The organism is Streptomyces sp. NPDC033174, from assembly GCF_055577795.1.
The window spans coordinates 372,207-397,908 of sequence record NZ_JBVIPQ010000007.1 but is presented as its reverse complement, the minus strand read 5'-3'; the positions used below and the strand labels follow the sequence as shown (position 1 = coordinate 397,908).

Sequence of the window (25,702 nt, the reverse complement as noted above, 5' to 3'; positions counted from 1 at the left end):
GGCCGCCGGCCCCGCGTCCGGTGCGGGCCCCGCTCCCCGGCCCCACGCCCGGCACGGACCCCCGCTCCCCGACCCCACGCCCGGCACGGACCCCCGCGTCCCGGGCCTGCGCAGCGCCTCGCCCGGCCCCACCGCCGGCGTGACCCGCGTGTCCGGCACCGACCTCACCATGCCCGGCGATCCGGGACCCGCGCCCGCGCCGCGTTCGGCCAGGTGGCGGCGCCACGCGCGGATCCGGCCGCGCAAGAGGTGCAGGGCCCCCCGGTCCGGGGAGACGATGGGACCCGGAACCCGGGAACTGCGGAGGCGAAGGGTGCGAGCAGGATTCCGGACCAGGCAGCACGCCGGGGCGGCAGGCGGAAGGAGTGCCTGGGGATGAGCACGACCGATGCTTCTCAGCCCGACCCCATCCCTGCGGGAGGCCTCTCGTCCGCCCCCGGCGGTCTGCTCGATCAGCTGAACGTGGCCGCCGTCGTGCTGGACGCGAACGGACGCGTCGCGCTCTGGAGTCCGCAGGCGGAGAGCCTCTTCGGGTACACCGCCGAGGAGGCACTGGGCCGCTTCGCGGGCCGCCTCCTGGTCCACGAGGAGCAACTGGACATGGTGATCGGTCTCTTCGGCCACGTCATGGAGAGCGCCGGCAGCTGGGCGGGGGTCTTCCCCGTCCGGCACAAGGACGGCAGCACGCGGCTGGTCGAGTTCCGCAACATGCGGCTGCAGGACGACCGCCAGGCCTTCTTCGCCCTGGGACTCGCCATCGACCAGGAGACCCTGCGCGCCGTCGAGCGGGACGTCGCGTTGTCCAGCCGTCTGATCTCCCAGGCCCCGATCGGCCTCGCGGTCCTGGACACCGAGCTGCGGTACGTCACCGTCAACCCGGCCCTGGCCCGCATCAATGGCCTTCCGGCCGCCGAGCACCTCGGCCGGCACGTCCGTGAGGCCCTGCCCTTCCTCGACGCCGACGCGATCGAGGCCTCGATGCGCCAGGTTCTGGCGACGGGCGTCCCCCTGATCGACCAGCACGCCGTCGGCCGTACCCCGGCACACGCCGGTGACGAGCAGGCGTGGTCGGTCTCGTACTTCCGGCTGGAGAGCCCGAGCGGGCAGGTGATCGGCCTGGCGACGTCGGTCGTCGATGTCACCGACCGGCACCGGGCCGCCACCGAGGCCGCCCGGGCGCGCCGGCGCCTCGCCGTCATCGCCGACGCCTCCGTCCTCATCGGCACCACCCTCGACCTCGACCGGACCGCCCAGGAGCTGGCCGACGTCGTCGTTCCCGACCTGGCCGACCTGGCCGCGGTCGACGTCCTCGACAGTGTGCTGATCGGGCACCGGGGGGCCGCGGCCCCGATGCGCGGCCCGACGGTGTTCCGGGCGCTGGCACTGGCGGCGGCGTTCGAGACGGAGGCGATCGGCGCCGCCGACCGCACCGGTGAGCTCGCCAAGTACGACACCGACCGGCTGGTCACCCAGTGCGTCACCCGCGCCGAACCGGTGCTGATCCCCCGGGTGCAGAGCGCCCACCTGCCGCAGATCGCCCGCAGCCCCGAGGCCGCCGTCGTCCTCGCGCGCGCGGGCCTGCACTCCTACCTGGCGGTGCCGCTGATCGCCCGTGGCGAGGTGCTCGGCGCCCTGGACCTCAAACGCTTCCGCAACCAGCTGCCCTTCGACGACGACGACGTGGTCCTGGCCGGTGAGCTGGCCGCCCGGGCCGCCGTCTGCATCGACAACGCGCGCTGGTACCAGCGGGAGCGCAACACGGCGCTCACGCTCCAGCGCAATCTGCTGCCGCAGCGCCCGCCGGTCCGGGCGGGACTGGAGATCGCGTACCGCTACGAGCCGGCGCAGGCCGCGGGCGAGGTGGGCGGCGACTGGTTCGACGTCATTCCGCTGAGCGGCGACAAGACCGCGCTGGTCGTCGGAGACGTCATGGGCAGTGGCGTCGACGCGGCCGCCACGATGGGCCGGCTGAGCGCCGCCGTGCGCGCCCTCGCCGATCTCGACCTCGAACCGGACCAGGTACTGCGGCACATCGACCGCAGCACCTTCGGCCTGGAGCAGTCCATCGCCACCTGCGTGTACGCCGTCCACGACCCGCACCAGGGGCAGTGCCGCATCTCCCTGGCAGGGCACCTGCCGCCCGCCCGGGTACGCCCGGGCCGTCCCCCCGAACTGCTCGACCTGCCGACGGGCACACCGCTCGGCGTCGGTGACGTCCCCTTCACCACCACCACGTTCCGCCTGCGGCCCGGCGACGAACTCGTCCTCTACACCGACGGCCTGGTGGAGAACCGGGAGGACGACATCGACACCCGCCTCGCCCTCTTCCTGTCCCTCCTCGACGCCCCCGGCCGCCCCTTGGAGGAGACCTGCGACGGGCTGCTGCAGGCCCTGCGGCACCCGGACGACCACGACGACGTGGCTCTGCTGATCGCGCGCGTCAAGCCGTTCTCCCCGGGCTCATGAGCGCGTGCGGCTCCCTCGCGCTCCGCCGGGCTTCACGGTCCTTCGCGTGCCTTCGCGGTCCTTCGCGGTCCTTCGCGGTCCTTCGCCGGGGGCGAATTCGTTTCGTACGGTCGCCGGCGGTTACCCGCTCCCTGAGCCGCGGACACCGACGGGAAACGCAACCGAAGGGAAAGGCAGGTGAACGTCATGCACTCCACCGACCACCACCCTCCGCCGAGCAGTACCGAGGCCACGATGGGCGAGCTGGTGAACCGTGCGTCGCGGCAGCTCTCGGAGCTCGTACGCGAGGAACTCCAGCTGGCACGGGCCGAGATGACCGAGAAGGGCAAACGGTTCGGCATGGGCGGAGGCCTGTTCGGCGGCGCCGGAGTGGTGGCCTTCCTGGCCCTGCAGGCGCTGGTGGCCGCCGCGATCGCCGGGCTCGCGCTCGTTCTGCCGGTGTGGGGGTCGGCCCTGATCGTCTTCGGCGTACTGCTCGCCGTCGCCGGTGTTCTCGCCCTGACCGGCAAGAAGAAGGTCCATCAGGCGGCGCCCCCGACACCGACGCGGACGATCGACAGCGTCAAGGCGGACGTCGCCGAGATCAAGGAGAAGGCCCACCGATGAGCACCTCATCCCCCTATGACGGCGACAACCCCACGCCCGACGAACTGCGCGAGCAGGTGGAGGCCACCCGTAAGGAGCTCGGCCGGACCGTCGAGGCACTGGCCGAGAAGGCCGACGTGAAGGAACAGGCCAAACAGAAGGCAGCCGCGCTCACGGCCTCGGCCAGGGCGGCCGCCACACAGGCGCAGCACAAGGCGGCCGACGTGGCCCACCAGGTCAAGGAGCGGGCCCCCGAGCCGGTGAGGGAGAAGGTCGCCGTCGCCAGGACCGAGATCCCGCGCCGGGCCGCGATCGCGGCGGACGCCGTGGCGCACCGGACTCCAGAGCCGGTCAGGGACAGGACCCGGCAGGCCGTCGGCTTCGTGCGGCGCCGTCCGGTGCCCTTCCTCGCCGCGGCCGCCGTCACGGTCCTGGCCGTGATCAAGGTCCGCCGTACGAGGAGGAGCCGGTGAAAGCGGCCGCACTCGCCTACAAGCCCGTCGGGATGACGCTCGGCATGGTGAGTGGCCTCATCGCCGGAGCGGCCTTCAAGCAGGCGTGGAAGATCCTCGGCCACGAGGACGACGCTCCGGACTCCACCGACGAGCACCGCACCTGGCAGGAGGTCCTGCTGGCGTCGGCGCTGCAGGGCGCCATCTTCGCCGTCGTCAAGGCGGCGGTCGACCGCGGCGGGGCCGTGGCCACGCGGCGCCTGACGGGCACCTGGCCCGACTGACCCCCCGATCCCCCGACCCACGCCCCGCCGCCCTGGAAGCCAGGGCGGCGGGGCGCTCGGCTGTGCCGGTCTCCGGCCCGGTTCGCCTCCGGGGCGCCGTGAGTGTTCCCCCTGGCCTTCGGCCGGGCGCACCCCCACTTCGGCTCACTCGCCGTTTCCGGCGCTCCGCTGTTCGTTGGTGTCCTGGCGGATGCGGTCCGTGTGGCTGGTGATGCCGTCCACGCGGGCCGCGAGGTCGGGGTGCGCGTCCTCCAGGTGCCGACGCGTGTCGGCCAGGGGCCGGACGAGCTTGGCGGCGTCGTCCTCGGCGAGGGCGCGCGCGAGGTGCCCTATGGGGGCGTCGGCGTGGGGCGGAAGGTCGGTGAGAGCCGTGATCTGGCCGGCGAGCTGGCGCAGTTCGGCGGCGTTCCCCCGGGCCCAGGCGCTGACGGTACGGTCGGCGGCGCGGCGGTCGCGGGTGGCCTGGACCCGCTGTTCGCCGGTGGTGCCGGCGGCCCCGGGCCGCAGTCGCAGATAGCGGCGTTCGGCCGCCTGGCGGCTGGTCACTCCGAGCGGCTGGGCGAGGTCGGCCCAGCTGGCGCCGGCGTCGCGGGCCGCTTCGATGAGGCCCGACTCCCATCCGGCGAGCCGGTGGCGCACTTCGCGCAGCAGAAGGAGAGCCGACAGGGCCTGCTCGGGCCCGGTGGGTCCACCGTCGTGTCCCGCGTCGGCCGGGGCGGCGCCGGCTTCCCGTACGGCCTCGTCGATGGCGTCCAGCGCCGCCGCCGCGGCGACGAAGGAAGCGGGGCTCACGGGATGCGGGGGGCCCGCCTGAGCTGCGCTTTTCGTAAGGGCGGTGGTGCCCGCGTCCGAGGGGGGCGGGGCTGCTTCGGCCACGGTGCGACTCCTTCGTTTGCTTGTCATCCTTTCGACGACATCAGACTTGTCATCGTTTGGATGACATGTTACAACGGGAGGCAGGTGAAGCGCATTGGCAGGTACTGCCTGAACCAACTGGAGGTGTTTCGCAATGTTGATGCGCACCGACCCCTTCCGCGAACTCGACCGGCTCACCCAGCAGTTCCTGGGCTCGTCCGGCACCTGGTCGCGACCGTCCGCGATGGCGATGGACGCGTATCGCGAGGGCGACGAGTACGTCATCGCCTTCGATCTGCCGGGTGTGTCGACGGACGCGATCGACATCGACGTCGAGCGGAACATGCTGACCGTCAAGGCCGAGCGGCGACCGTCGCCGAAGGCGGAGAATGTTCAGATGGAGCTCTCGGAGCGTCCGCTGGGCGTGTTCTCCCGCCAGATCATGCTGGCCGACACCCTCGACACGGAGAGCATCAAGGCGGACTACGACGCGGGGGTCCTGACCCTGCGTATCCCGATCGCCGAGCGTGCCAAGCCCCGCAAGATCGCCATCGGCGGGGAGTCGTCGCCCAGGCAGATCAGCGGCTGACGACAGAAGCACGCACCAAGCGACGGAGGGCGGGAAGCCGGACTCCCCTTCCCGGACCCGCCCTCCGCGCCGGACCCGACAGGGGGCAGCGGTGGTGCACATGAGGTGGGACGCGTTCCTGGACCAGGTCCGGGAACGCGGCGAATACGACTCACAGCAGGAAGCCGAGCGCGCGGCCCGGGTGGTCCTCGCGCTCCTGGGCGCGCATCTGGTGGGCGAGGTGAGAACCGAGCTGGCCGCCCGGTTGCCGGAGACCTTCGCCCTGATCCTGCTCAATCCCCTCCAGGCGGCCGAACCCCTGGCCCCCGAACGATTCGTCCGCGCCACCGCGGCCTGGATCGACGGAGCCACCGAGGAGACAGCCACCTGGGACACCAGCGCCGTCCTGAGCGTGGTCGCCGACGCCGCCGGCGACGACCTCATGGAACGCGTACTGCTCCAACTTCCCGTGGGCTACGACCTGCTCTTCGGCCGCCCCCGGCCGACCTGAACCCGCGCCGCCGGGGTGACGGCGCGCGAGACAACGCCAGAGAAGGAAGGAAACGAACTGTGCAGTGGCACGAACTCGTCCAGCAGGTGCGGACCTCGGGCCGGTACGACACCGACGCGGAGGCGGAGCGCGTCCTGCGCGCCGTGCTGACCGTACTGGGCGGTCACGTCACCGGCGAGGAGCGCTGTGAACTCGCCGCGGCCCTGCCCCTGCGGGCCGGCCGGCTCCTCGCCGCGCAGATCCCCTTCACCGAGCCGCTGGCCGCGCCCGCCTTCGTCGAGGCCGTCGCCGCCCTGCTGGAACCGTTCACCCTGCCCGCCGCACGGTGGGCCACCGGCACGGTCCTCGCGGCGGTCGGCGCATGTGCGGGGGACGACCTCACCGACCGGATCCTCGCCGGACTCCCGCGCGGCTACGCCCTGCTGTTCGGCCAGGCGGAACTCGCCCCGGCCGCCTGAGCGCCGCCACAGCCCGTCCCCGCGCGGGCGGCCCGGCGGGCCTGTCCCCCGCCCGCCGCGCCGGACCGGTCGCCGACCCGGCCGCCCGCGGGGCTCATCCCGCGACGAGCCGCTCGAACACCACGGCGTCGAGGACCGCCGCCCCACCGGGATCGTTGTTGAAGTAGGCGTAGACGTCCGCGTCCTTCGGCCAGGTGTCGGCGATCCGCGCCGCCCATGACCGCAGCGCGGTTCTCCCGTAGCGGGGCCAGGGGCGTGCGCGGCCCTCGTGGAAGCGGACATAGCCCCAGTCGGCGGTGCGCCACAGCGGTGTCACCGGGCGCGATCCCCGGTCGGCCCAGCACAGCGTGGCTCCGCGCTCGGTCAGGACGGCGCGCACCTCGTCCGTCCACCACGAGTCGTGCCGGAGCTCGACCGCCACCCGTGTCCCCCGGGGGAAACACGCGAGACAGGCGTCGAGGGCGGAGGCGTCCGCGCGCAGGGTGGGCGGGAGTTGCAGGAGGACCGGGCCCAGGCGGTCGCCGAGCCCGGCGCTGTGCGTCATGAGCCGGTGGACCGGCTCCCGCGGTTCCCGGAGCCGCTTGATGTGGGTCAGATACCGGCTGGCCTTCACCGCCATGACGAACCCGGCGGGGGTGCGCTCACGCCAGTTCGCGAACGTCTCCGGGCTGGGCAGCCGGTAGAAGGCGTTGTTGTTCTCCACCGTGGTGAAGTGCCGGGTGTACTCCTCGAGCCACAGCCGCTGGGGCCGGTCGGGAGGGTAGAAGATCCCTGCCCAGTCCCGGTACTGCCATCCGGACGTTCCCACGAGCACGGGCATGGCACCCATCATGCGCGCGGCCGGGAACCGGCGCATGCCGGTGCCGGCCGCGCTCCCCCAGCAGGGTCAGAGGCGCACCTTCCAGGTCACGGTGGACTTCATCGTCGCGGCGGTCCGCGGGTCCCGTACGGCGGGGGTGCGGTCCTGGGCGGTGACCGAGAGCTTGTGGGCGCGCCGGTCGAGCAGCCTCCCGCCCAGCTCGGACACCCGCACCTTGATGTGGCCGCGCAGGTGCTTCAGTTCCTTGCCGTCGAGGTACCAGCGAACGGACGGACGCCGGGGTTCCGGCCCTGTGAACGTGGGGACGGCGACGCGCGCCGAGTCCCGCGGCCGCAGGGTGCGATCGGTGGGGGTGAGCGCGGTGGCGATTTTCGCGTGCCGGTAGAAGCCGCCGATCATCGCTTCCACACCGGGCAGGTTGAACGGCTTGCCGAGAACGCGCATCAGCGAGTTGTCGGTGGGCCGGTTCAGCCCGGCGACGTAGTAGCCGCCGCCTTCGTACGCGCCGACCGTGCCGCCGTCGGGCGACTTCTCGCCGAGCCAGCGGTACCACTTGGCGCGCCCGGCTGCCATGTCCCGGGCGGTCAGGGTGGAGATGTTGGAGTCGGCGGGCTCGGGTCCCGTGTACTGCTCGTAGCCCGGGTAGCCGGGATAGAAGTACTCGTCGGCGAGCTTGCCCAGGGAGTGGCCGGTCTCGTGGATGGCGACCTGGCCGGACTTGGCGTTGCCGGCCGAGGCGGTGGAGATGCCGTCGTAGCCGAGGGTCGCGCTGGGCTCGTTGTAGCCTGCGCCGCCGTACTTGGCGCTGTTGGCGAGGACGATCACCAGGTCGGCCTCGGGGGCCTTCGCCACATACCCGTCGACCTTGTCCTGGTCGACGCAGAGCAGCCGCTCGATGTCCTCGCACCAGAAGTAGGAACCGACGGCCGTGTCGCGGACCGTGCCCGGGTCGGGATCGCCCGAGACGCCGGACTGGTTCGACACGGCGTCGACGGTCCACACGTTGAAGAGCTTCTGGTAGGTGCTGTACGGCTCGACCGCCGCCAGCTCGGCCCACTTCTCCTTGGCGTCGGTGTGGAACGCGTCCAGCTCGGCGGCGGTGTAGCCGTCCCCGATGACGACGATGTCGAGCCGGTCGGCCGTGGGGCCGTTGTCCAGCAGCTTGGTGACCGCGCCGTCGGCGGCCGCCTCGGACGCCGAGAGCCGCGACTGGGGCCGGTCCAGGCCCTGGGGCGGTACGTGCCGATGGCCGGATCCGGCGACCGTGCCGTGTTCCGGCCCGGGTATCTCGACCTCGGCACCGGCCCTGGTGGGCGCCGCCGGGTCGCCGGCCGCGGTGGCGGGTACGGCGGTCAGAACGGCCGCGACGGCGGCGGTCACACCGGCCGCCGCCATGGCTCTGCGCAGAGCTGCGCGCATGGAATCCCCTCCCCGACAAGGAAGTTAAGTGAATGAGTAAACGGAGTGAACCAGCTGCTTAAACTAGGCGGCGGCACAGGACGTGCGCAATGCCTACTGCCCCTGAATACTGGGGAGTTCGAGCTACCAGGGGGTTCTCATGGACGAACCGGTCGAGATCGGCCGCCGGGTGCAGCGGCTGCGCGGGCAACGCGGCCTGACCCAGCGGCAGTTGGCAGAACCCTCGTACACCGCCGCCTATGTGTCGACCCTGGAGTCCGGCAAGGTCCGCCCCTCCGAGACCGCGCTGCGCTTCCTCGCCGAGCGGCTCGGGACCTCGTACGAGGAACTGGCCACCGGACGCCCCGCCCATCTGGCCACCGAGCTACGGCTGGCACTCACCGACGCCCAGCGGGAACTGGCCACCGGCGCCGCCGACGAGGCCGCCGTGCACTACCGCCGTCTGCTCACCGACGCGGAGCACCTGGGGATGGCCCCCGAGCAGGCCGAGGCGCTGCTGGGGCTGGGCGACTGCGCGCTGGAGACCGGTGAACTCGCCGACGCCCGACGGCATTTCGAGGCGGCCGAGCGGCTCCTCGCGGGCGAACCGCTGCCCCGCCGCGCCCGCGCGGTCCGGGGCCGCGCGGTCGCCCACCTCCTCGCCGGGGAGCTGCGCTACGCCTGCTACCTCCTCGAGTCCACCATCGACGAGCTCGGCGCGAGCGGTCTGGCGGACCCCGAGGCGCTGGTCCTGCTGTACGCCGCGGTCATCGGCCCCTACATCGACATGGGCGCGCACGCCCGCGCCGCCCACGCCGCCGAGCTCGCCCTCGCCCTGGCGCCGCGGGTGGACGACCCGGCGCTGGTGGCGGCCATGCACCGGCAGGTGGCCCGTACCTTCCTCGCCGAAGGGCGCACCGCCGACGCCGACGCCTCCCTGGCTAAGGCCCAGGCGATCTACCGGCAGCTCAGATTGCGCACCGACCTCGCCCACTGCCACTGGATGCGCGGTTACGTACACGCGCAGAACGGCGACCTCGCGCTCGCCGAGGAGGAACTGCGTACCGCCCGGGAGATGCTGACCGCCAAGCGCGCGCTGCTCTACACCGCCCAGGTGGAGGTGGAGCTGGCCGATGTCCTGCGGCGGCTCGGGCGGCACGACGAGGCGGCCGGTCTGCTCTCGGCCCTCCTGGAGCTCGGCGACCGGCACGGCGCGGTGCACGCGGCCGGAGCGCACCGGCTCCTCGGGATGATCGCCGAGGAGCGGGAGGAGCCGGAGACGGCCGAGGAGCACTACGTCCTGGCCCTGGCTCTGCTGGAGCGCAGCGGCGCCAGCGGTGACCTGGCCGACCTGTGCCGCCTCCTCGGCGACCTGCTGCGCCGTTCCGGCCGCACCGAGGCCGCTCTGGACGTCTACCGCACGGGCCTGGGCCACCGGGCCGCTCCGGGCACGACGACCCTGGGCCCGGCCCCGGCGGCGCCCTTCCCGCAGCGGTAGCCGGGGCGGCCACGGGCGGACTCGGGCGTGTCCGAAGGATCAGTTCAGTGTTACAAAGGACACGTGGTCGATCGTCGCAACCCGTGCCGGGCACGTTGGTGCGGTCACTGAGCGGGAAGCGCCCGCGGAGCGTCGCCGGGCAGGTGTTCATCCTCCAGGTGGCGGTCGTGGTGCTGCTCGCCGCCGGTGCCGTGCTCGCCCTGGTGCTCCAGTCGCGGCACGACGTGGACCGTGAGGCCCGCACCCGCTCGGTGGCGGTGGCGGAGACCTTCGCCCACTCGCTCGGGCTCCAGGCGGCGCTGAGGACTCCCGACCCGTCGAAGATCCTCCAGCCGCTCACGGAGGAGACGCGAAAACAGGCGGGCGTCGACTTCATCGTGGTGATGGACACCCAGGGCATCCGCTACACGCACCCCCAGCCGGACCGCATCGGCAAACGGTTCGTGGGCACGATCGAGCCCTCCCTGGCGGGCCGGGTGCACACGGAGAGCGTGAAGGGGCCCCTCGGCCAGGAGATCCAGGCCATCGTGCCGGTCACCTCGGCCGACGGCCGGGTCGTCGCCCTGGTCTCGGCCGGCCTCACGGTCAAGAACGTCACCGGCGTGGTCAACCGGCAGCTCCCGGTCATCCTCGGGGTCAGCGCCGCCGCACTGGCCCTGGCCACCGTCGGCACCGCCCTGATCACCAGACGGCTGCGGCGGCAGACCCACGGGCTCGGGCCGCTCGAGATGACCCGGATGTACGAACACCACGACGCGGTTCTGCACGCCGTCCGCGAGGGCGTGCTGATCACCGACGGGGAGGGCCGGCTGCTGCTCGCGAACGACGAGGCGAAACGGCTGCTGGACCTGCCCGCCGACGCCGACGGACAGTACGTCCGGAAGCTGACCGGCCTCGACCCGCGCATGGCCGACCTCCTGCTGTCCGGCAGGATCGCCACGGACGAGGTCCTCGCGGCCGGGGACCGGCTCCTGGTCGTGAACCAGCGGCCGGCGAAGCCACGCGGCCAGCCCGAGGGCGCCGCGGTCACCATCCGCGACTCCACGGAGATGCGTGTCCTGACGACCCGCGCCGAGGCGGCCCGCCGACGGCTGAAGCTGCTGTACGACGCGGGTGTGGGCATCGGCACCACGCTCGACGTGGTCCGGACGGCCGAGGAGCTGGCTGACGTCGCCGTCCCCCGTTTCTCGGACTTCGTGACCGTCGACCTGGCGGACGAGGTGCTGCACGGCGACGAGCCCACAGGCAACAGTGCCGACATGCGGCGTACCGCGGTCAGCGGCATCAGCGACGACCAGCCGCTCTATCCGCGCGGCAAACTGATCGACTTCCTGCCCTCCACTCCGCAGGCCCGGGGGCTCGGCACCGGGCGGGCGGAACTCGTACCCGACCTGTCGGACGCGCCCGGGTGGTACGCCCAGGATCCGCCCCGGGCGCAGAGCATCATCGACTACGGCATCCACTCCCTCATCACCGCGCCCCTCAAGGCGCGCGGCGTCATCCTCGGGTTGGTCAACTTCTGGCGCTGCCGGAAACCGGAGCCCTTCGACGACGACGACCTCTCCCTGGCCGAGGAGCTGGTCGCGCGGGCGGCCGTCAGCATCGACAACGCCCGGCGCTACACGCGCGAGCACGCCCTGGCGGTCACCCTCCAGCGCAGTCTGCTGCCGCGCGGGCTGCCCGAGCAGAGCGCCGTGGAGGTGGCGCACTACTACCTTCCCGCGCAGTCCGGCGTGGGCGGCGACTGGTTCGACGTGATCCCACTGTCGGGCAGCCGCGTCGCGCTCGTCGTCGGCGACGTCGTCGGCCACGGGCTGCACGCCGCGGCGACCATGGGCCGGCTGCGCACCGCCGTCCACAACTTCTCCTCCCTCGACCTTCCTCCCGACGAGCTGCTCGCCCGTCTCGACGACCTGGTCCGGCGCATCGACAACAACGGCGAACCGGACGACCACGAGGGCGGCATGCTGGGCGCCACCTGCCTCTACGCGGTCTACGACCCGGTGTCGCAGAACTGCGCCATCGCGCGTGCGGGCCACCCGCCGCCGATGGTGGTCCGGCCCGACGGCACGGTGGACGTCCCCGACGTGCCGGCCGGTCCGCCGCTGGGCCTGGGCGGCATGCCGTTCGAGACGGTGGAGCTGACCCTGCCCGAGGGCAGCCAGCTGGTCTTCTACACCGACGGACTGATCGAGGGCCGCACCCGCGACATCGACGAGGGCCTGGAGCTGCTCCGCACGGCCTTGAGCCATCCCGACCGGGATCCGCAGGAGAGCTGCCGGGCGATTCTCGAGGTACTGCTGCCGGCCCGTCCGCGCGACGACGTGGCCCTGCTCATCGCACGGACCCGCGCTCTCGGCCCGGAGAACGTCGCCGAGTGGGCGGTGCCGTTCGAGCCGAGCGCCGTGAGCGCCATGCGGGCCGTCATCGGCGAGAAGCTCACCGAGTGGGGACTGTCGGAGCTCGAATTCGGCACGGAGCTGGTCCTCAGTGAGCTGATCACCAACGCCATACGGCACGGCTCGGCACCGGTCCGGGTACGCCTCCTGCGCGACCGCACCCTGACGTGCGAGGTGTCCGACGCGAGCAGCACCGCACCGCACCTGCGCTACGCCGCCACGACGGACGAGGGTGGGCGCGGGCTCTTCCTGGTGGCCCAGATCTGCCAGCGGTGGGGCACGCGGTACACCCCGGAGGGCAAGGTCATCTGGGCCGAGCAGTCACTGCCCGGCGGGTCGGGCGGCGGGGAGGCGGCCCTGCCGAACTTCCTCGACGTGGACCTCGACAGCGACGTCGACACGTTCTGACGGGCCGCCGTCGGACGGTACGCCTCCCACCCCCATGTAAAGAAAGCTTGACACGAGGTCGGAACTGCTTGACACTTCGGAGTGTCAAGTTTTCTTTACATGGGGAGTCGGCGTGGCAGTCGAAGAGAAACGTGCCTGGATCCTGGTCCTGGTCAGCGTCGCGTCGTACGCGGTCTATCTGGCCGTCGTCCTGGGGCGGCCCGGGGATGTGCCCCTCGCCGAGGCCCCCTACGTGTCCGCGCTGCTGTGGTCGGTGATCTCCGCGATCATCGCCTCGATCGTGCTCCACATCGTGGTGTCCTCCTTCTCGCCCCGGGACGCCACCGTCAAGGACCAGCGCGACCGGGAGATCCACCGCTTCGGCGAGCACATCGGGCAGTCGCTCGTGGTGGTCGGCGGCGTGGCCGGGCTCGCGCTCGCGATGGCCGACACCGACCAGTTCTGGATCGCCAACGTGATCTACCTGGCTTTCGTCCTGTCGGCGGTCCTCGGGGCCGTCGCGAAGATCGTCGCCTACCGGCTGGGCTTCCACCCGTGGTGAGGCCGACCAGGGTCACCAACGCGATCCGGGCCCTCCGCTTCGCCCACGGCGAGATGACCCAGGCAGAGCTCGCCCGCCGTATCGGCGTGACCCGGCAGACCGTCATCGCCATCGAACGGGGCCGCTACTCCCCCTCGTTGGAGATGGCCTTCCAGATCGCCCGGGTGTTCTCCGTCCCGCTCGACGATGTGTTCCAGTACCCCGATTCCGAGGGAGACGCCTCATGAAGGCCATCGTCCACGACAGGTACGGACCGCCCTCGGTGCTGCGTCTCGAAGAGACCGCGAAGCCGGTGCCCGGCAAGGGCGAAGTGCTCGTGCGGGTCCACGCGGCGGGCGTCGACCCGGGGGTCTGGCACCTCACGGCCGGCCTGCCCTACCTGATCCGCGGCATGGGCTTCGGCCTGCGGGCGCCGAAGACCCGCGTCCGGGGCCTGGACGTCGCCGGACGCGTCGAGGCGGTCGGCCCCGGCGTCACCCGTTTCCGGCCGGGCGACGAGGTGTTCGGCGGCTGCGACGGCTCGTTCGCGGAGTACGCGTGCGCCAAGGAGGACCGGCTCGCACCCAAGCCGGCCGGCCTCGACTTCGAACAGGCCGCCGCCGTACCGGTGTCGGGGTGCACCGCCCTGCAGGCGGTGCGCGACGCGGGACGGCTGCGGGCGGGGCAGACCGTCCTCGTCCTCGGCGCCTCGGGAGGCGTCGGCACGTTCGCCGTGCAGCTGGCCAAGGCCCTCGGCGCCCATGTCACGGGCGTCTGCAGTACCGCCAAGGTGGACCTGGTCCGCTCCATCGGCGCCGACGAGGTACTCGACTACACCCGCGAGGACCCGACCGACGGCACCCGCCGGTTCGACCTCGTCCTCGACGCCGGCGGCAACCGGCCCCTCTCCCGGCTGCGCCGCGCCCTCACCCCGCGCGGAACCCTCGTCATCGTCGGCGGCGAGGGCGGCGGCGACTGGGTCGGCGGCTTCGACCGGGCGCTGCGCGGACTCCTCCTGTCGCCGTTCGTCGGCCAGCGGCTCCGCGGGCTCGCCGCGGTGGAACGCCACAAGGACCTCCTTTTCCTCAGTGAACTCATCGAGGCCGGCTCGGTGACCCCTGTCGTCGACAGGACGTACCCGCTCGCCGACGCTCCCGACGCGATCCGCCACCTCAGGAACGGCGAAGCGCGCGGCAAGTTCGTGGTCCGCGTGCTCCCCGACCGGTGAAGCGAGGGCGGGGGAACGGGGAGCTCGTGTTGGGTAGGATCCGGTGGCTGATCCGACGGGACTACGGGGGCACGTGGCGTGAGCGGACACGGAGGAGGCGGGTTTCCGGTTCCGCCGGGACCCGGCCCCCATCGCGGACCGTATCCGCCGGTGCCACCCAACGCCCTCGGCCCCTACGGCCCGTCGCGGCCACCCGTTCCGCCGCAGCATCCCCACCCCCCACGCCCGTATCCTCAAGGGCCTTACCCCCAGGGCCCGTACGGCGGCCCGTGGCCACCCGGACCACCGCAGCCTCTCCCACCGACCCGGCGCCAGAGGACCGTCCGCTTCGTCTTCAATCCGCTGTACGCGGCCCAGCGGGTCTTCCGGCCCTCGCGCCCCGGTGTCATCGAGGACCCCACCGTCCGCAAGCTCCAGTTGTGGCGGACGGCGCTGGGCGCGGCGGCGTGGCTCGCGCTGACGCTCACGTACACCGCCGTCAGCAACGCGCAGCAGGCCGAGGCCGTCGCCTCGGACCGCTTCGACCAGAGCTGGTCCAGCGTCCTCGTCCTGGTGTGTACGTTTCCCGTCGTGATCGGTTCGTTCGTCGCGGCCACCCGGGGGCCCACGCGGCGCGTCTATCTGCGCCGGTCGCTGCGGCCCGCGGGTGCGGTGTTCGCCCTGATGGGCTCCATGTTCACCTTCCCCCTCGCGATGGCGCCCGAGCTGCAGCCGGTGCGGGACCTGGTCGGACTGCCCGGGAAGATCGTCCTCGGGCTGATGTGCCTGTGGTCACTCGGATTCGCCGTGTACGGCATCGGTCTCTCGCTCGTCCACGTCTTCCGTACCGCGGACATCCACGAGCTCGTGCCCCCGGCCCTCGCCACCGTTCTGGTGTGGGAGATGGCGCTCCTGGACCTGGTGACCGGCGCCTATCCGAACGTCCCGCCGCTCGCCCGCCTCGTCTTCATCCTCGGGGCGCCGGTGACGGTGTCGGCCCTCTCCTGCTGGGAGCTGTACCGGCTGCGCCGCCACCACGGGCTGACTCTGCGCGCGGCCCTGCGACCGCCGGCCTGAGCGGAGCCGCCGACGCCGCGCGCCGCGCCCGGCGGGATCACGCCCCGCCGGGGCCGTGGCGGAGCAGTACCGCGCGAACGGTCTTGCCCCGGGGGCCGGGGACCACGGTGACCGTCTCGGCCACATTGCGCACCATCGGCCAGCCGAATCCGCCGGTGCCGCCCGTGAGGTCCGGGGTCCGCTCCCGGGGCGGACGAGGGTCCGCGTCGGTGACGGCAACGGTGACGGCGTCGCGCCGCGCCTCCAGGCGCAGCCCGCACGTGGCGCCCCGAGCGTGCCGCACGGCGTTGGTGACCAGTTCGGACACCACGAGTTCGACGCTCGCACCGACCTGGGCGTCCACGGCGGGCGTGAGCGCGCGCAGGAAGGCGCGGGCGACATCCCGCGCGTGGGCGATCGCTTCCGGTCGCCTTTCGAGGACCGCGTGGCCCGGCGGCCCGGTGGCCAATCGCGTATGGGCGTCCACAAAGTCCCTCCTCGTAGCTGTGGTCGGACAGAAACGCTTGCCCCGAAAACGGACTTTTCAACATCTCCGGGAACCTGGGGAAAGCGGGTGTAGCCGCACGGATGGGGGGAATCTTCGACACCCCGATGCCCGGCGCGCGAGCCCCGGCACCGAATCCGGCACAGGCCCGAGAAGGCCCGAGAGAGAAGGCGATGCTCCCCGATGTCCGATGACGCGTACCTGTTCCTGATTCCTGAGCGTCACCCCCGGCTCGGCGCCGCGCTGGGCGCCGTCGGCGGTCTGGAGTGCGCCGAGACCCCGGCCGTACGGGCCTGGCTGGACGCGCACCAGGTGTCCGCCTCTTCGGAGCGGGTCAGGATCCTGCCGTCGGAGGCGAAGCTCTTCATCCCCGCCGATGCCGAGCGCCTGCCCGTCCCGCTGACGCAGGAGGAGACGGTACGGGTGCGGCAGCAGGGCGCGCCGCAGTCCGTCACCGACATGGAGGCCGAGCTCCTGGAGTTCCGGGACACGACCCAGGACTGGGAGGCGCTGGTGCACCGGGCCCTGGCCGCCGGCGTCCCCGCGCCGCGCATCGCTCAGCTCACGGGCCTCCCCGCCGAGGACATCGCCCGTCTGACCGTGTGAGCGGGCCGCGGGGGAGTGACCGGCGTCCGCCGGGTCATCCGGCGGGGGCCCGGGACCGCCGGGTGAAGCGGTGCCACCAGCGGGCACGCCGGGGATGAACGGCCCGCGCCAGCCTGCGACCCATCAGGAGGTACCCCAGCAGGGCGCCCGCGGTGTTGAGCAGGACGTCGTCGATGTCGAAGGCGCGCCCGGTGATGAGGGCGCCCTGGATCAGTTCGACGAGTGTCATGACCAGCGCCGTGACCACCGTGATGCGGATGCGTCCCCTGGTCCGCGGCGCCAGTACCGGCAGGAGCAGCCCGAAGGGGATGCCCAAGGCGATGTTGCCGCCGAGCTGCTTGACGGTGTCGCGGAACGCGGGCTGCGCGAGGTACTGCCGGATCGAGTCGCCCGGTCGCAGGTTGGTGTGCGTCAGCGCCTCGGAGGCGGCCGAGGGCTCCAGCGTCAGACGGGCCAGCACCACCGCGAATCCGACCGTCGCCCCGAAGGCGACCAGCATGGCCGCGGCGCGCGCCACGGGAGAGAGTCCGGTTCTCTCGGCGCTCGGCTGCCGCCCTGATCCCTTCCCGGTCCAGCGGTGCGGAACGGTCCGTGCCATCTCGTGCCCCCTTGTCGGGATCTGGTCAGGGTCGGTCGGAGCGGTCGGGTCGGTCCGGTCCGTGGTCAGGATCGGCCCGCTCCGGGAACCCGGAGTGCGTCGCGTGCATCCGCGACGGCTGGAGGACGAGGTCCGCCACATCGAGCAGCGACACGCCGTCCCGCGCGCTGACCTCCTGCAGCCACACCAGGGCCTCCGCGACGGGGCACCCTTCTCTGGCCGCGACATAGTCGGCGGCCCGGTGAATGCGTTCCCAGCGCGCCGCCCGGGTGTCGGTGGTCCACACCGGCCGCCGGCAGTCGGATCCGGCGTGCACGGGCCGCCAGCGCAGCAGCGCCTCCAGGGCGAACCCGGCGGCGGACTGCGCGTCGGCGATGTGGCTGCCCGTCACCCGGGTGGCTTCGGTGTAGTACAGGCAGATCACGCCGATCGGTGTGTGCTGGGCGTGCAGCGGGAGCGCCAGTACGCGCTGGACATCGGGGAGATCCTCGGCGAGCCGGGGACCGGTGCGGCTGTGGTAGTCGCGCAGGTCCGGCACGAGAACGGGCCGCATCTCGAGTGCGGCACTGATCGAGGGGCCGTCGGCCAGGGCGAACTGGGCCGCCTCGCCCTGCAGGGCCGACTCGTCGGTGGCGTGAAGAAGTTGCCAGTTCTCCAGACGCGGCAGCAGCGAAAGGGCCGCGCGGCGAGCGCCGAGCGCCTGCGTGAACGCGGTACAGAGTCGCTGCGGCAGGGCGCGCCGCCCCACGGCGGCGGCGACGGAGACGTCATGCACGATCGATGGTGGTTCCTCCATGGCTCCATCCCTCAACGGTTGAGGGTTCGTCTACCACTCCTCGGCGACGTCATGTCTGCTCTGTGCGAACGGCCTTCATCGGTGGGCCGCCGGAGGCACATCACGGGCACCCGGCCGGGTAGGCGTAGCGGTATGACCATTCATCGGAGGGCACGGAGCGAGGAACCACGGGTGGGCACGCGCGCCTACGCCGACGTCGAGCGGGCCAGGCGGCGGCTGGAGGCCCACGCGACCGAGGGCGCCCGGGCGCCGCAGTTCTCCAGCGGGGCGTCGGCGGCCTACCAGTGGTCGCTGGGGCGCGTGGAGCGCGGGCCGGTCACGGGGGCGGGCGTCGCGGAGGGCGTGCCGGACTTGAAAATACTGACGGCCGAGGTGGACGCGGCCGTGGTGCAGATGGAGGATCCCACCGGGCGCCCGGGGCTGCGGGACTACAGCCGCGGCGTCCACGACGCCCTGGCCTGGGTCTGCGGCCACCGCGACGAGGCCCCCTGACGGGCGGGCCGCGCCGGCACGCCCCGTGACAGGTCCCTGACGGGCCCAGGAGCACGGCGCCGGTTGCCATCGGCAACCGGCTCGTACGCGAACCCTCCCCGCGTCCGCGGCGTACGGCGGTTACGGCCGCCCGTGCCAGTCGAGGCAGACGACCATGGCGTCGTCCTCCGCGTCGATCGGCCCGCGATGTCCCGCGAGTTCCTTGAGCACCGCCCCGGGCACCTGGGAGGGCGGGAGCAGCCGGGTCGCGGCGATGGCCCGGGCCAGCGCCTTCTCGCTGTAGCGCTCGCCCGCCGGTGAGGTCACGTCGTAGACGCCGTCGCTGAGGAAGAACAGCCGGTCCCCGGGCAGGACACGGAGGGCCTCGGCCGTGTAGATGCTGTCCTCGAACATGCCCAGGGGCAGCTGCGCCTCGAGCTCGATCGGCTCGGCCTTCCCCTGCCTCAGGCGCCACATCTTCGGCGATCCGGCGTCCACGATCTCGACCTCGCCGGTGGCCAGGTCGAAGCGCAACAGCAGTACGGAGAGGTGGACTCTCCCCTGGTAGTGCCCGTAGACGGCCTGGTCCGCGAGGAACGCCTGATCGACCAGCGACAGCCCGGCACGCCGGGCGTTGCGCAGCGCGTTGACCGCGAGATTGGTGAGGAGGGCGGCCTCGATGCCCTCCCCCATGCCGTTGGTGACGGTCAGGGTGAGGTGGTTCTCGGAGGTGGACCAGTCGAAGTTGTCTCCGAAGATGGCGTAGGCGGGTTCCAGCTGGGCGCCGATCTCGTACTCGGGGCGGGCGCAGGAGCGGCCGGGCAGGAGCTGCCACTGCATCTCCGCGGCGAGGGTGAGCCGGCTCGCCCGGCTGGCCTGGAGGTAGAGGTCCGTGTCCCGCTCGGCGACGACGATCTCGTGGCCGAGGACCTCGGCGATCTCCTGAAGCTCGTATTCCACTTCCGCCGTGTACGCGTCGGCGGGGAGGCAGACGGTGAGGACGCCCATGCGGTCGCCCCGCACGCTCACGGGAAAGTGGGCGGTCACCTGGCTGGTCCGGTCCTGCTTCTCCACGTAGGGTTGCTGGGCCCCGAAGGCCCGCCCCGGCCCGCTGTTGTGGACAGGAACCGGGTCCGCGGTGTAGGGGAGCGCGTGGACCGGTTGCAGTATGGTCATCGCGTAGTCGGCCATGAGCAGGTCAACGGAGGCGGCTGTGTAGTGGGCGATGAGCGCGTCCCGCACTGCGTTCACGAGAGCGTGGGGCGCGGAACCGCGCAAAGCCCGTTCCACAGCCTTGAATCTGTCCACCGTTCGATTACCACCTATTCATGAAGATAGAGCAAAAGGAGCGGTTGGCCTCTTATGTCTCAGCGACTGACAGGGCCGTTGCGAAGTGTCACAGTTGGGGGCATGCATCCCGAGACTTCTTCTGGCGACGGTCGGCAGGCTGCCGTGCGCGCCACTGGGGAGATCATCGAGCTGCTGGAAGTGCTCTGGAACAAGGGCCGGGACATGGCGTCGGCGGGCCCGGTCTCGTCCTCGCAACTGCGCGTGCTGTACATCCTGGATCGCGAGCAGCCGATCAATCTGCGCACGTTGGGTGACATTCTCGGATCGGCGCCGTCTTCGGTGAGTCGCATGTGCGACCGTCTCGATGCATTGGGCTTCATCGAACGGTCCGCCAGCTCCGCCAGCCGCCGCGAACTCGAGCTGCGTTTGTCGAACCGTGGAGAAAGTTACCTAAAGGACCTGCGCTCGCGTCGGGAAATCGCCCTGCTCGAAGTCGTCTCCGCCATGACGGGGGCCGAGCGCGCTTCCCTCGTGGACGGGCTGAACGGCTTCTGTTCCGCCGTGGAGGACTCCACTCCGAAGAGGGACACGGTGCACCCGGGTGCGGCGGAGTCCGCCTGACCGCTCCACGCGGTCGGCACGTCGACCGCTTCACCCGTCACCAGCCTTCGTCTCTCCTCTGAACGTGCGGAGGGCGCACGCGATCCGCACGGGGAAAGAGTGTTTCCTCAGGCATACAGTTGTCAAACTGCAACTGTTGAGGGCATATGGGCCCCCCGCCACCCCTCCCCCGCAGGGTGGCTCCGTCGACCCCCTCCCCAGGTGGGCGACTTCCGATGATCCCCAGGCCTCCGCTAACTTTTTCCCTGCGACAACTATTGCGAAGGTGGGATCGCATGAGCGTCCAGGACACCGAGGCGCGGCTCCATGTCAGCGCCGCGCTGCGCGAGCAGAGTGAGAAAGTGGCCGACCGCTGGGTCCAGTTGCAACTCGAGCAGGCGGTGCTGGGGACCGGCATCACCGAGATCGAGCTGCGCGAGGAGGCCGACGCCGTGGTCGAAGCGCTGCGCTCCGGCCTGGAGTCGGACCAGCGCACCGAGCGCGTCGTCGCCGCTCATCCGGCCCTGCGGCAGGCGGTCACCGAACTCTCCCTGCGCCGCGCGCGGGGCGGCGCCTCGCCGACCGCGACGGCGATGGCGATCCTGGCGCTGAAGGAGGCGCTGCTGGAGACCGTCCAGCAGGTCACGCGCGACGCCGACACGCTGTACTCCGCCGTCCTGGTCGTCAACCGGCTGGTGGACGCCGCGGGTGCGCTGTCCTTCACCACGTACGTGGAGGGGCGCGAGGAGATCATCCGGCGGCAGAGCCGGCAGCTGCTCGACGTGTCGACTCCCGTCGTACGCCTGTGGGACAAGGTGTTGGCCGTCCCGTTGATCGGTGCGCTGGACACCAGCCGTACGCAGGTGGTCATGGAGAACCTCCTGGAGGCCATCCAGCGGGAAGAGGCCCAGGTGGCGATCATCGACATCAGCGGCGTCCCGACGGTGGACACGGCGGTGGCCCACCATCTGATGCAGACGGTCAACGCCGTGCGGCTGATGGGCGCGGACTGTCTGATCAGCGGCATCCGCCCGCCGATCGCCCAGATCATCGCCCAGTTGGGCATCGACCTCTCGCCCATCCTCACGCGCGCGACCCTCGCCGACGCGCTCGCCGCCGCCATCTCCCTGACCGGCCGGTCCGCGCACCTGGCCGGTTCCACGGCCGCCCGGTGACCGGCTCCTCCTACGGAGGCGTACCGATCCTGCGTCTGGGCGACGTCCTCGTCACCGGTCTGCTCGACGAACTCGACGACAAAGCGGCCGTGGCGTTCACCGAGGAACTGACTCAGCGGGTCGTCTCCGACCGGGCGCGGGGCGTCCTGATCGACATCTCGCAGCTGGAACTCATCGACTCGTTCGTCGCCCGGACTCTCATAGAACTCACCACCACCGCAAGGCTGTTGGGCGCCAGGGTCGTGGTGGCCGGTACGCGGCCGGCCGTCGCCATCACCCTGGTCGAGGCGGGGCTGCGACTCCCCGGCGTGGAGACCGCGCTCAACGCCGAGCGGGCCATGGCCGCTCTGGGCTGGTCCCGTACTCCCCCCCCCCTTCGAAGGGAGCCCCGGGTGCTTCCCTCCAGTGACCTCGGCCGGGCTCCGGCTCCCGGCGCGGAAGCCGAGGAACAGGACCGCACCGGACCCGTCACGCACCAACTCCGCGCCGAGGAGGACCTGCTCACCGCGCGGCACGCCGTCCGCGCCGTCACACAGCGCGCCGGATTCGGTCTGGTGGACCAGACCCGCATCGTCACGGCCGCGAGTGAACTGGCCCGCAACGCCTATGTGCACGGCGGCGGCGGGACGCTCGCGATCGAGCTCGTCCAGCGGGCCGGACGGTGTGGCCTGCGGCTGTGCGTGACGGACCAGGGCCCCGGCATCGCGGACCTGGACAAGGCCTTCAGGGACGGCTACACCTCCGGCGCGGGCCTGGGGTACGGCCTGGGCGGCGCCCGGCGCCTCATGGACGAGTTCCATGTCCGCACGGCTCCTGGACAAGGCACCACCGTCACCGCCCTGCGCTGGAACACCCGGCCGTGAACACGTCCTCCACGCCGACGTCACTCGTCCCCATCGATCACCACAGCGCCGTGTCGATGGCGGCGCAGCGCGCCCAGGACCTCGCGCGCGCCTGCGCGATGCCCGGGGCGCTGCCCGAGCAGGCGGCGGTCCTCGCCAGCGAACTCGCCAGCAACATCGACAAACACGCCCGCGCCGGCGCGGTGTATCTGCAGCCGGCCGCCCGGGGGTCCGGCCTGGACATCATCGGCGTGGACCGGGGACCCGGCATCGCCGACATCGCCCTGAGCTTCACCGACGGATACACCACCACCAACACCCTCGGGGCCGGCCTCGGAGCGGTACGGCGCATCGCGACCGACTTCACCTTCCGCTCCGAACCCGGGTTCGGAACCGTCGCGCACGCCTGGCTCGCCGGTCCGGGCGGGGCGCGACGGCCCGCCGACGTAGGGGCGTTGTGCCTTCCGGCGGCCGGTGAGCAGGAATGCGGAGACGGATACGCCGTCGTCCGCCGGGGGGACGCCTGGACCGGGCTCGTCCTGGACGGGGTGGGCCACGGCCCCGAGGCCGCGAGCGCCAGCCGGCTCGCGGTGCGCACGTTCGTCCCCCGCGCGGATCAGCCGCTGCCGGAAATCCTCACGGCGCTGCACAAGGCGCTGCGTCACACCCGGGGCGCGGCGGCGGCGGCCGTACGTGTCCACGCGGACCGGGCCGAGTACTGCGGCATCGGCAATGTGCGCGCTGTGACGCTCACCCCTGAGGGTGTCGACCAGCAGCTCACCGGGCAGCCGGGAATAGTGGGATACACCATGCCGGACCCTCGCGTGCGCACGCTGGGGCTCCACTCCTGCCCCTCCGTCATCGTGGTGCACACCGACGGCATCGACCACCGCTGGACGCACGCGGCGCCCTCCCCGCCCTCCGGGCTGCCCCCGTCGCTCCTGGCCGCCTCGCTGCTCCACACCCACCGCCGCCGTCGCGACGACGCCACCGTCCTCGCGTTCGGCCCCCTCCAAGGGGTCACATGTCCCGAGACACTTTCCGTACGCTGAGCGCCCTGCGACGCACGGCACGGAGCATCGCCCTCACGCACCGGCTCCCCGCCGAGCAGAGAGCCCGGCTCGTACTGACGCTCAGTGAGGTGTCCGCCGTCCCGCTGGGCCACGGACGCCACGTCACCCTCACCACCGCTCATGAGTCGACCGGTGACGGCCCGGGCCGGCTCACTATCGCGCTGGGTTTCCCGCGGCAGGGCGTGGGTGCCACCCCGGATCCCGACCGACTCCCTCTGCCGGGATGCGCGACGGCCGACGGCACAATCGTCTGGCATCTGCCGCTTCCCCCGGACCTCGAGCACCCCGACCGGTCCGGGCGCATCGTGCTGCCGTCGCCGAGCCCTCCGCCGGCGGGACGCCCCGCCCAGGCGCTCGTCACGGCGTCACCGGACAACGGCCACGCCGATCTGGCACTGATGGAGGAGGAGCTCCGCGCCGCCCTCGCACGGGCCGACGCCCTCTCGGAGGCGTACCGCCGTCTGGAGAACGAGCTCGCCGAGACCAACAGCGGGTTCCTCGCCCTCTATGTCCAGCTGGAAGAGCGGGACGAGCACCTGCGCAAGGCGCACGGCCGCACACTGCGAGCCCTCGAGGACGCGCTGCGCCCCCGCCCCCTGAAGGTGGACGGGGCCGAAATCGCCGTCCACTACGCGCCCGCCGGCGACGACGACCCCACCGGCGGGGACCTGTACGACTGGTTCGCCCTGCCGGACGGCACCATCCACGTCACCGTCGTCGATGCCCTGGGCCACGGTGTCACCAGTACGCGCACCGCCCTGACGGTGACCCACGCCGTACGGACGCTTGCGCTGGAGGGCCACCCGCTGGAGACGATCGTGGCGCGCACGGACGAGATCCTGACGCCGTTCGACGAGAACGTCATGGCAACCCTGCTCCTGGCGCGCCTCGACCCCGCCACGGGCGAGCTGAAACTGGCCAATGGCAGCCACCCGCCCGCGCTCCTGGTCCGCCCGGACGGGACGGGCGCGTACCTCGAGGTGCGGGGCCGCGGCATCGGCTATCCGCAGCCGGGCAGTGAACGTGTGCTCACCACCACCCTGGAGGCCGGAGATCTGGTCCTCCTCTATACGGACGGCCTCACGGAGAACCGTCGCGACCCCCGGCTGGGGGAGGAGCTTCTTCTGAAGTCGGTCCTGCGGCATCGCGGGGAGCCCACCGCCGATATTCCGGGTGCCATTGCCGAGGACATTCTCACGCGTGTTCTGCACCCCGATGACACGCTCGCCATCGCCATCCGTCTGGGCTCGCGCGACGCGACGGTTTCTTGATCACCCCGTCCATGATTCCCCTTCTCCTTGATTTCCGCCGTTTCCGCCGTTTCCGCCGTTGATTCCCGCCGTTGATTGCCGCCGTTGATTGCCGTTCTTGATTCCCCTTCTCGATTTACCCGGCCACAAGAAACACCGCTGGGGCGGCACCTCGAAAGGTGCCGCCCCGACGAATGCGATTCAGGCACGTCAGAGGAGAGGGCCGCCGTAATAGCCGCCGATCGTCCGGTGGTATTCCGGGTCCTCCAGATGCTTGTCCGGGTGGAACTCCGGGGCGTCCTTGATCTGCTCCTTGGTGCGATCCACGTGGATCGCCTTCTCGTCGACGTCGATGCGGGTCACCGTGCCGGCGGGCAGGAGCACGTGCTTGCCGAAGATCCAGGGGCCGGTGTCCACCACCAGATAGGAGGAGCCGACCTCGTCGGAGTGCTTGTCGACCTTGCCGATGCTGCCGTCCGTGGCCTCGACCTTGTAGCCCTCCAGCGACACGCCGTCGAGACGGCCGGACGCCTGGCGGTAACCCCAGATGTTGTCAGTCATGAGCACCTTCCTCGCGGAATGGAGATTCTGTCGGATTCGTTCTGCCGTCCGACCGCTTTTCGCCCTACCAGCGATACCAGCGGCCACTTCCGCCCCGGGGGCGGGCGACAAACCCGATCAGCCACAGGACGAGAAGCACGACCGCGATCCACCAAAGGGCCTTCAGCGCGAAGCCCGCACCGAAGAGGATCAGGATGAGCAGGAGTACCAGAAGCAGGGGAACCATGTTTATCAACCTCCGGAATCGATGGTGCCCCCGAACATGCGGACCACACCTGTCGAGTTGAATCGCAATTTCCCCGGACCGCTTCGCCCCATTCCGGCGGCATGTGACAGGGATCGCACTTTCCCGGCGGAGCCGTCCACCGCCCGGCCCGGGCGGGCCGGTGCGGGCATCAGGAGCGCGGTTGGGCCCGGCCAGGGGGCCTGAGGGCGGGGCGGTGGCCTGCG

The 25,702-nt window shown here is 71.7% G+C and carries 29 protein-coding genes and 1 pseudogene; 21 read left to right on the top strand and 9 right to left on the bottom strand.

The annotated features are described in order from the left end of the window. Positions 1-375: 375 nt before the first annotated feature. The 4 genes from ACZ5VC_RS23800 to ACZ5VC_RS23785 all read left to right on the top strand — a co-directional run bounded on the left by ACZ5VC_RS23800 (position 376) and on the right by ACZ5VC_RS23785 (position 3,787). Complete coding sequence (locus ACZ5VC_RS23800) at positions 376-2,466, top strand: SpoIIE family protein phosphatase (protein ID WP_469122044.1); 2,091 nt, start codon at positions 376-378, stop codon at positions 2,464-2,466. Between the two features lie 186 nt (positions 2,467-2,652). Next, on the top strand, positions 2,653-3,072 hold the full coding sequence (locus ACZ5VC_RS23795) for a phage holin family protein (RefSeq protein WP_469122043.1): 420 nt from the start codon (positions 2,653-2,655) through the stop codon (positions 3,070-3,072). Beyond that, complete coding sequence (locus tag ACZ5VC_RS23790; RefSeq protein ID WP_469122042.1) at positions 3,069-3,524, top strand: DUF3618 domain-containing protein; 456 nt, start codon at positions 3,069-3,071, stop codon at positions 3,522-3,524. The genes ACZ5VC_RS23795 and ACZ5VC_RS23790 overlap by 4 nt, the downstream gene beginning before the upstream one ends. Next, on the top strand, positions 3,521-3,787 hold the full coding sequence (locus ACZ5VC_RS23785) for a DUF4235 domain-containing protein (protein WP_469122041.1): 267 nt from the start codon (positions 3,521-3,523) through the stop codon (positions 3,785-3,787). Before ACZ5VC_RS23790 ends, ACZ5VC_RS23785 begins: the two co-directional genes overlap by 4 nt. A gap of 144 nt (positions 3,788-3,931) precedes the next feature. Here the strand turns inward: ACZ5VC_RS23785 and ACZ5VC_RS23780 are convergent, their stop codons facing one another. Beyond that, positions 3,932-4,579 (bottom strand): type III effector protein, encoded by a 648-nt coding sequence (locus ACZ5VC_RS23780; protein WP_469122139.1) that lies wholly within the window; start codon positions 4,577-4,579, stop codon positions 3,932-3,934. Positions 4,580-4,796: 217 nt separating this feature from the next. On the opposite strand from ACZ5VC_RS23780, the gene ACZ5VC_RS23775 reads away from it, so the two are divergent. The 3 genes from ACZ5VC_RS23775 (at position 4,797) to ACZ5VC_RS23765 (ending at position 6,179) form a co-directional block, all read left to right on the top strand. Then, complete coding sequence (locus ACZ5VC_RS23775) at positions 4,797-5,231, top strand: Hsp20/alpha crystallin family protein (protein WP_469122040.1); 435 nt, start codon at positions 4,797-4,799, stop codon at positions 5,229-5,231. A 100-nt stretch (positions 5,232-5,331) separates the two neighbouring features. Continuing rightward, entirely contained in the window at positions 5,332-5,721 is a 390-nt protein-coding gene (locus tag ACZ5VC_RS23770) for a DUF2267 domain-containing protein (RefSeq protein ID WP_469122138.1), read from the top strand. Between the two features lie 59 nt (positions 5,722-5,780). Next, positions 5,781-6,179, top strand: a complete 399-nt coding sequence (locus ACZ5VC_RS23765; RefSeq protein ID WP_468709887.1) for a DUF2267 domain-containing protein — start codon at positions 5,781-5,783, stop codon at positions 6,177-6,179. Positions 6,180-6,273: 94 nt separating this feature from the next. Here the strand turns inward: ACZ5VC_RS23765 and ACZ5VC_RS23760 are convergent, their stop codons facing one another. Together ACZ5VC_RS23760 and ACZ5VC_RS23755 are read right to left on the bottom strand one after the other, a co-directional pair. Continuing rightward, a complete protein-coding gene (locus ACZ5VC_RS23760) occupies positions 6,274-6,999 on the bottom strand; it encodes a DUF72 domain-containing protein (protein WP_469122039.1) in 726 nt (241 codons plus the stop codon). 66 nt (positions 7,000-7,065) lie between these two features. Then, the gene (locus ACZ5VC_RS23755; RefSeq protein WP_469122038.1) at positions 7,066-8,418 is read right to left on the bottom strand and encodes a M64 family metallopeptidase; all 1,353 of its coding nucleotides are present in this window, start codon (positions 8,416-8,418) and stop codon (positions 7,066-7,068) included. Between the two features lie 139 nt (positions 8,419-8,557). On the opposite strand from ACZ5VC_RS23755, the gene ACZ5VC_RS23750 reads away from it, so the two are divergent. The 6 genes from ACZ5VC_RS23750 to ACZ5VC_RS23725 all read left to right on the top strand — a co-directional run bounded on the left by ACZ5VC_RS23750 (position 8,558) and on the right by ACZ5VC_RS23725 (position 15,506). Then, positions 8,558-9,895 (top strand): helix-turn-helix domain-containing protein, encoded by a 1,338-nt coding sequence (locus ACZ5VC_RS23750; protein ID WP_469122037.1) that lies wholly within the window; start codon positions 8,558-8,560, stop codon positions 9,893-9,895. 83 nt (positions 9,896-9,978) lie between these two features. Then, positions 9,979-12,702: a SpoIIE family protein phosphatase gene (locus ACZ5VC_RS23745; RefSeq protein WP_469122036.1), complete on the top strand. Its 2,724-nt coding sequence runs from the start codon at positions 9,979-9,981 to the stop codon at positions 12,700-12,702. A gap of 112 nt (positions 12,703-12,814) precedes the next feature. Beyond that, complete coding sequence (locus tag ACZ5VC_RS23740) at positions 12,815-13,243, top strand: hypothetical protein (protein WP_469122035.1); 429 nt, start codon at positions 12,815-12,817, stop codon at positions 13,241-13,243. After that, entirely contained in the window at positions 13,237-13,470 is a 234-nt protein-coding gene (locus ACZ5VC_RS23735; RefSeq protein ID WP_469122034.1) for a helix-turn-helix transcriptional regulator, read from the top strand. Before ACZ5VC_RS23740 ends, ACZ5VC_RS23735 begins: the two co-directional genes overlap by 7 nt. Beyond that, positions 13,467-14,450 (top strand): NAD(P)-dependent alcohol dehydrogenase, encoded by a 984-nt coding sequence (locus ACZ5VC_RS23730; protein WP_469122033.1) that lies wholly within the window; start codon positions 13,467-13,469, stop codon positions 14,448-14,450. Before ACZ5VC_RS23735 ends, ACZ5VC_RS23730 begins: the two co-directional genes overlap by 4 nt. A 150-nt stretch (positions 14,451-14,600) precedes the next feature. Continuing rightward, on the top strand, positions 14,601-15,506 hold the full coding sequence (locus ACZ5VC_RS23725) for a hypothetical protein (protein ID WP_469122032.1): 906 nt from the start codon (positions 14,601-14,603) through the stop codon (positions 15,504-15,506). A 37-nt stretch (positions 15,507-15,543) separates the two neighbouring features. Here ACZ5VC_RS23725 and ACZ5VC_RS23720 read toward each other — a convergent pair whose 3' ends face one another. Then, positions 15,544-15,972 carry an ATP-binding protein gene (locus ACZ5VC_RS23720; protein WP_469122031.1) on the bottom strand — a complete coding sequence of 143 codons (429 nt, stop codon included), beginning with the start codon at positions 15,970-15,972 and terminating at the stop codon, positions 15,544-15,546. Positions 15,973-16,173: 201 nt separating this feature from the next. On the opposite strand from ACZ5VC_RS23720, the gene ACZ5VC_RS23715 reads away from it, so the two are divergent. Next, the gene (locus tag ACZ5VC_RS23715) at positions 16,174-16,596 is read left to right on the top strand and encodes a DUF6003 family protein (RefSeq protein WP_469122030.1); all 423 of its coding nucleotides are present in this window, start codon (positions 16,174-16,176) and stop codon (positions 16,594-16,596) included. Positions 16,597-16,630: 34 nt separating this feature from the next. Here the strand turns inward: ACZ5VC_RS23715 and ACZ5VC_RS23710 are convergent, their stop codons facing one another. Further along, positions 16,631-17,194, bottom strand: a complete 564-nt coding sequence (locus ACZ5VC_RS23710; protein ID WP_469122029.1) for a VanZ family protein — start codon at positions 17,192-17,194, stop codon at positions 16,631-16,633. Positions 17,195-17,219: 25 nt separating this feature from the next. After that, positions 17,220-17,990 (bottom strand): GAF domain-containing protein, encoded by a 771-nt coding sequence (locus ACZ5VC_RS23705; protein WP_469122028.1) that lies wholly within the window; start codon positions 17,988-17,990, stop codon positions 17,220-17,222. Between the two features lie 171 nt (positions 17,991-18,161). On the opposite strand from ACZ5VC_RS23705, the gene ACZ5VC_RS23700 reads away from it, so the two are divergent. Next, entirely contained in the window at positions 18,162-18,482 is a 321-nt protein-coding gene (locus ACZ5VC_RS23700; protein WP_469122027.1) for a hypothetical protein, read from the top strand. Positions 18,483-18,602: 120 nt separating this feature from the next. Here the strand turns inward: ACZ5VC_RS23700 and ACZ5VC_RS23695 are convergent, their stop codons facing one another. Continuing rightward, positions 18,603-19,769, bottom strand: coding sequence for a PP2C family protein-serine/threonine phosphatase (locus ACZ5VC_RS23695; RefSeq protein WP_469122026.1), 1,167 nt, complete (start codon positions 19,767-19,769; stop codon positions 18,603-18,605). Positions 19,770-19,871: 102 nt separating this feature from the next. On the opposite strand from ACZ5VC_RS23695, the gene ACZ5VC_RS23690 reads away from it, so the two are divergent. The 6 genes and pseudogenes from ACZ5VC_RS23690 (at position 19,872) to ACZ5VC_RS23665 (ending at position 24,712) form a co-directional block, all read left to right on the top strand. Continuing rightward, the gene (locus tag ACZ5VC_RS23690; protein ID WP_468709909.1) at positions 19,872-20,372 is read left to right on the top strand and encodes a MarR family winged helix-turn-helix transcriptional regulator; all 501 of its coding nucleotides are present in this window, start codon (positions 19,872-19,874) and stop codon (positions 20,370-20,372) included. 275 nt (positions 20,373-20,647) lie between these two features. Then, on the top strand, positions 20,648-21,526 hold the full coding sequence (locus tag ACZ5VC_RS23685) for an STAS domain-containing protein (protein WP_469122025.1): 879 nt from the start codon (positions 20,648-20,650) through the stop codon (positions 21,524-21,526). After that, positions 21,523-21,900 (top strand): annotated as a pseudogene (locus tag ACZ5VC_RS23680) (STAS domain-containing protein); the annotation flags it as partial. The gene ACZ5VC_RS23685 and the pseudogene ACZ5VC_RS23680, both read left to right, overlap by 4 nt. A gap of 18 nt (positions 21,901-21,918) precedes the next feature. Then, entirely contained in the window at positions 21,919-22,389 is a 471-nt protein-coding gene (locus ACZ5VC_RS23675) for an anti-sigma regulatory factor (RefSeq protein ID WP_469122137.1), read from the top strand. Further along, positions 22,386-23,420 carry a SpoIIE family protein phosphatase gene (locus ACZ5VC_RS23670; RefSeq protein WP_469122024.1) on the top strand — a complete coding sequence of 345 codons (1,035 nt, stop codon included), beginning with the start codon at positions 22,386-22,388 and terminating at the stop codon, positions 23,418-23,420. Before ACZ5VC_RS23675 ends, ACZ5VC_RS23670 begins: the two co-directional genes overlap by 4 nt. Continuing rightward, on the top strand, positions 23,393-24,712 hold the full coding sequence (locus ACZ5VC_RS23665; protein WP_469122023.1) for a PP2C family protein-serine/threonine phosphatase: 1,320 nt from the start codon (positions 23,393-23,395) through the stop codon (positions 24,710-24,712). The genes ACZ5VC_RS23670 and ACZ5VC_RS23665 overlap by 28 nt, the downstream gene beginning before the upstream one ends. Positions 24,713-24,901: 189 nt before the next feature. Here the strand turns inward: ACZ5VC_RS23665 and ACZ5VC_RS23660 are convergent, their stop codons facing one another. After that, positions 24,902-25,252: a PRC-barrel domain-containing protein gene (locus ACZ5VC_RS23660; protein ID WP_468709920.1), complete on the bottom strand. Its 351-nt coding sequence runs from the start codon at positions 25,250-25,252 to the stop codon at positions 24,902-24,904. A 64-nt stretch (positions 25,253-25,316) separates the two neighbouring features. Continuing rightward, positions 25,317-25,478 carry a DUF5670 family protein gene (locus ACZ5VC_RS23655; RefSeq protein WP_468709922.1) on the bottom strand — a complete coding sequence of 54 codons (162 nt, stop codon included), beginning with the start codon at positions 25,476-25,478 and terminating at the stop codon, positions 25,317-25,319. Positions 25,479-25,702 lie beyond the last annotated feature (224 nt).

Coding starts and splice junctions, on each gene's coding strand:
- ACZ5VC_RS23755 (WP_469122038.1), bottom strand. CDS start 8,418: ATGCGCGCAGCTCTGCGCAGAGCCATGGCGGCGGCCGGTGTGACCGCC.
- ACZ5VC_RS23715 (WP_469122030.1), top strand. CDS start 16,174: ATGTCCGATGACGCGTACCTGTTCCTGATTCCTGAGCGTCACCCCCGG.
- ACZ5VC_RS23760 (WP_469122039.1), bottom strand. CDS start 6,999: ATGCCCGTGCTCGTGGGAACGTCCGGATGGCAGTACCGGGACTGGGCA.
- ACZ5VC_RS23730 (WP_469122033.1), top strand. CDS start 13,467: ATGAAGGCCATCGTCCACGACAGGTACGGACCGCCCTCGGTGCTGCGT.
- ACZ5VC_RS23690 (WP_468709909.1), top strand. CDS start 19,872: ATGCATCCCGAGACTTCTTCTGGCGACGGTCGGCAGGCTGCCGTGCGC.
- ACZ5VC_RS23770 (WP_469122138.1), top strand. CDS start 5,332: ATGAGGTGGGACGCGTTCCTGGACCAGGTCCGGGAACGCGGCGAATAC.
- ACZ5VC_RS23750 (WP_469122037.1), top strand. CDS start 8,558: ATGGACGAACCGGTCGAGATCGGCCGCCGGGTGCAGCGGCTGCGCGGG.
- ACZ5VC_RS23790 (WP_469122042.1), top strand. CDS start 3,069: ATGAGCACCTCATCCCCCTATGACGGCGACAACCCCACGCCCGACGAA.
- ACZ5VC_RS23685 (WP_469122025.1), top strand. CDS start 20,648: ATGAGCGTCCAGGACACCGAGGCGCGGCTCCATGTCAGCGCCGCGCTG.
- ACZ5VC_RS23705 (WP_469122028.1), bottom strand. CDS start 17,990: ATGGAGGAACCACCATCGATCGTGCATGACGTCTCCGTCGCCGCCGCC.
- ACZ5VC_RS23795 (WP_469122043.1), top strand. CDS start 2,653: ATGCACTCCACCGACCACCACCCTCCGCCGAGCAGTACCGAGGCCACG.
- ACZ5VC_RS23660 (WP_468709920.1), bottom strand. CDS start 25,252: ATGACTGACAACATCTGGGGTTACCGCCAGGCGTCCGGCCGTCTCGAC.
- ACZ5VC_RS23710 (WP_469122029.1), bottom strand. CDS start 17,194: ATGGCACGGACCGTTCCGCACCGCTGGACCGGGAAGGGATCAGGGCGG.
- ACZ5VC_RS23775 (WP_469122040.1), top strand. CDS start 4,797: ATGTTGATGCGCACCGACCCCTTCCGCGAACTCGACCGGCTCACCCAG.
- ACZ5VC_RS23800 (WP_469122044.1), top strand. CDS start 376: ATGAGCACGACCGATGCTTCTCAGCCCGACCCCATCCCTGCGGGAGGC.
- ACZ5VC_RS23665 (WP_469122023.1), top strand. CDS start 23,393: ATGTCCCGAGACACTTTCCGTACGCTGAGCGCCCTGCGACGCACGGCA.
- ACZ5VC_RS23655 (WP_468709922.1), bottom strand. CDS start 25,478: ATGGTTCCCCTGCTTCTGGTACTCCTGCTCATCCTGATCCTCTTCGGT.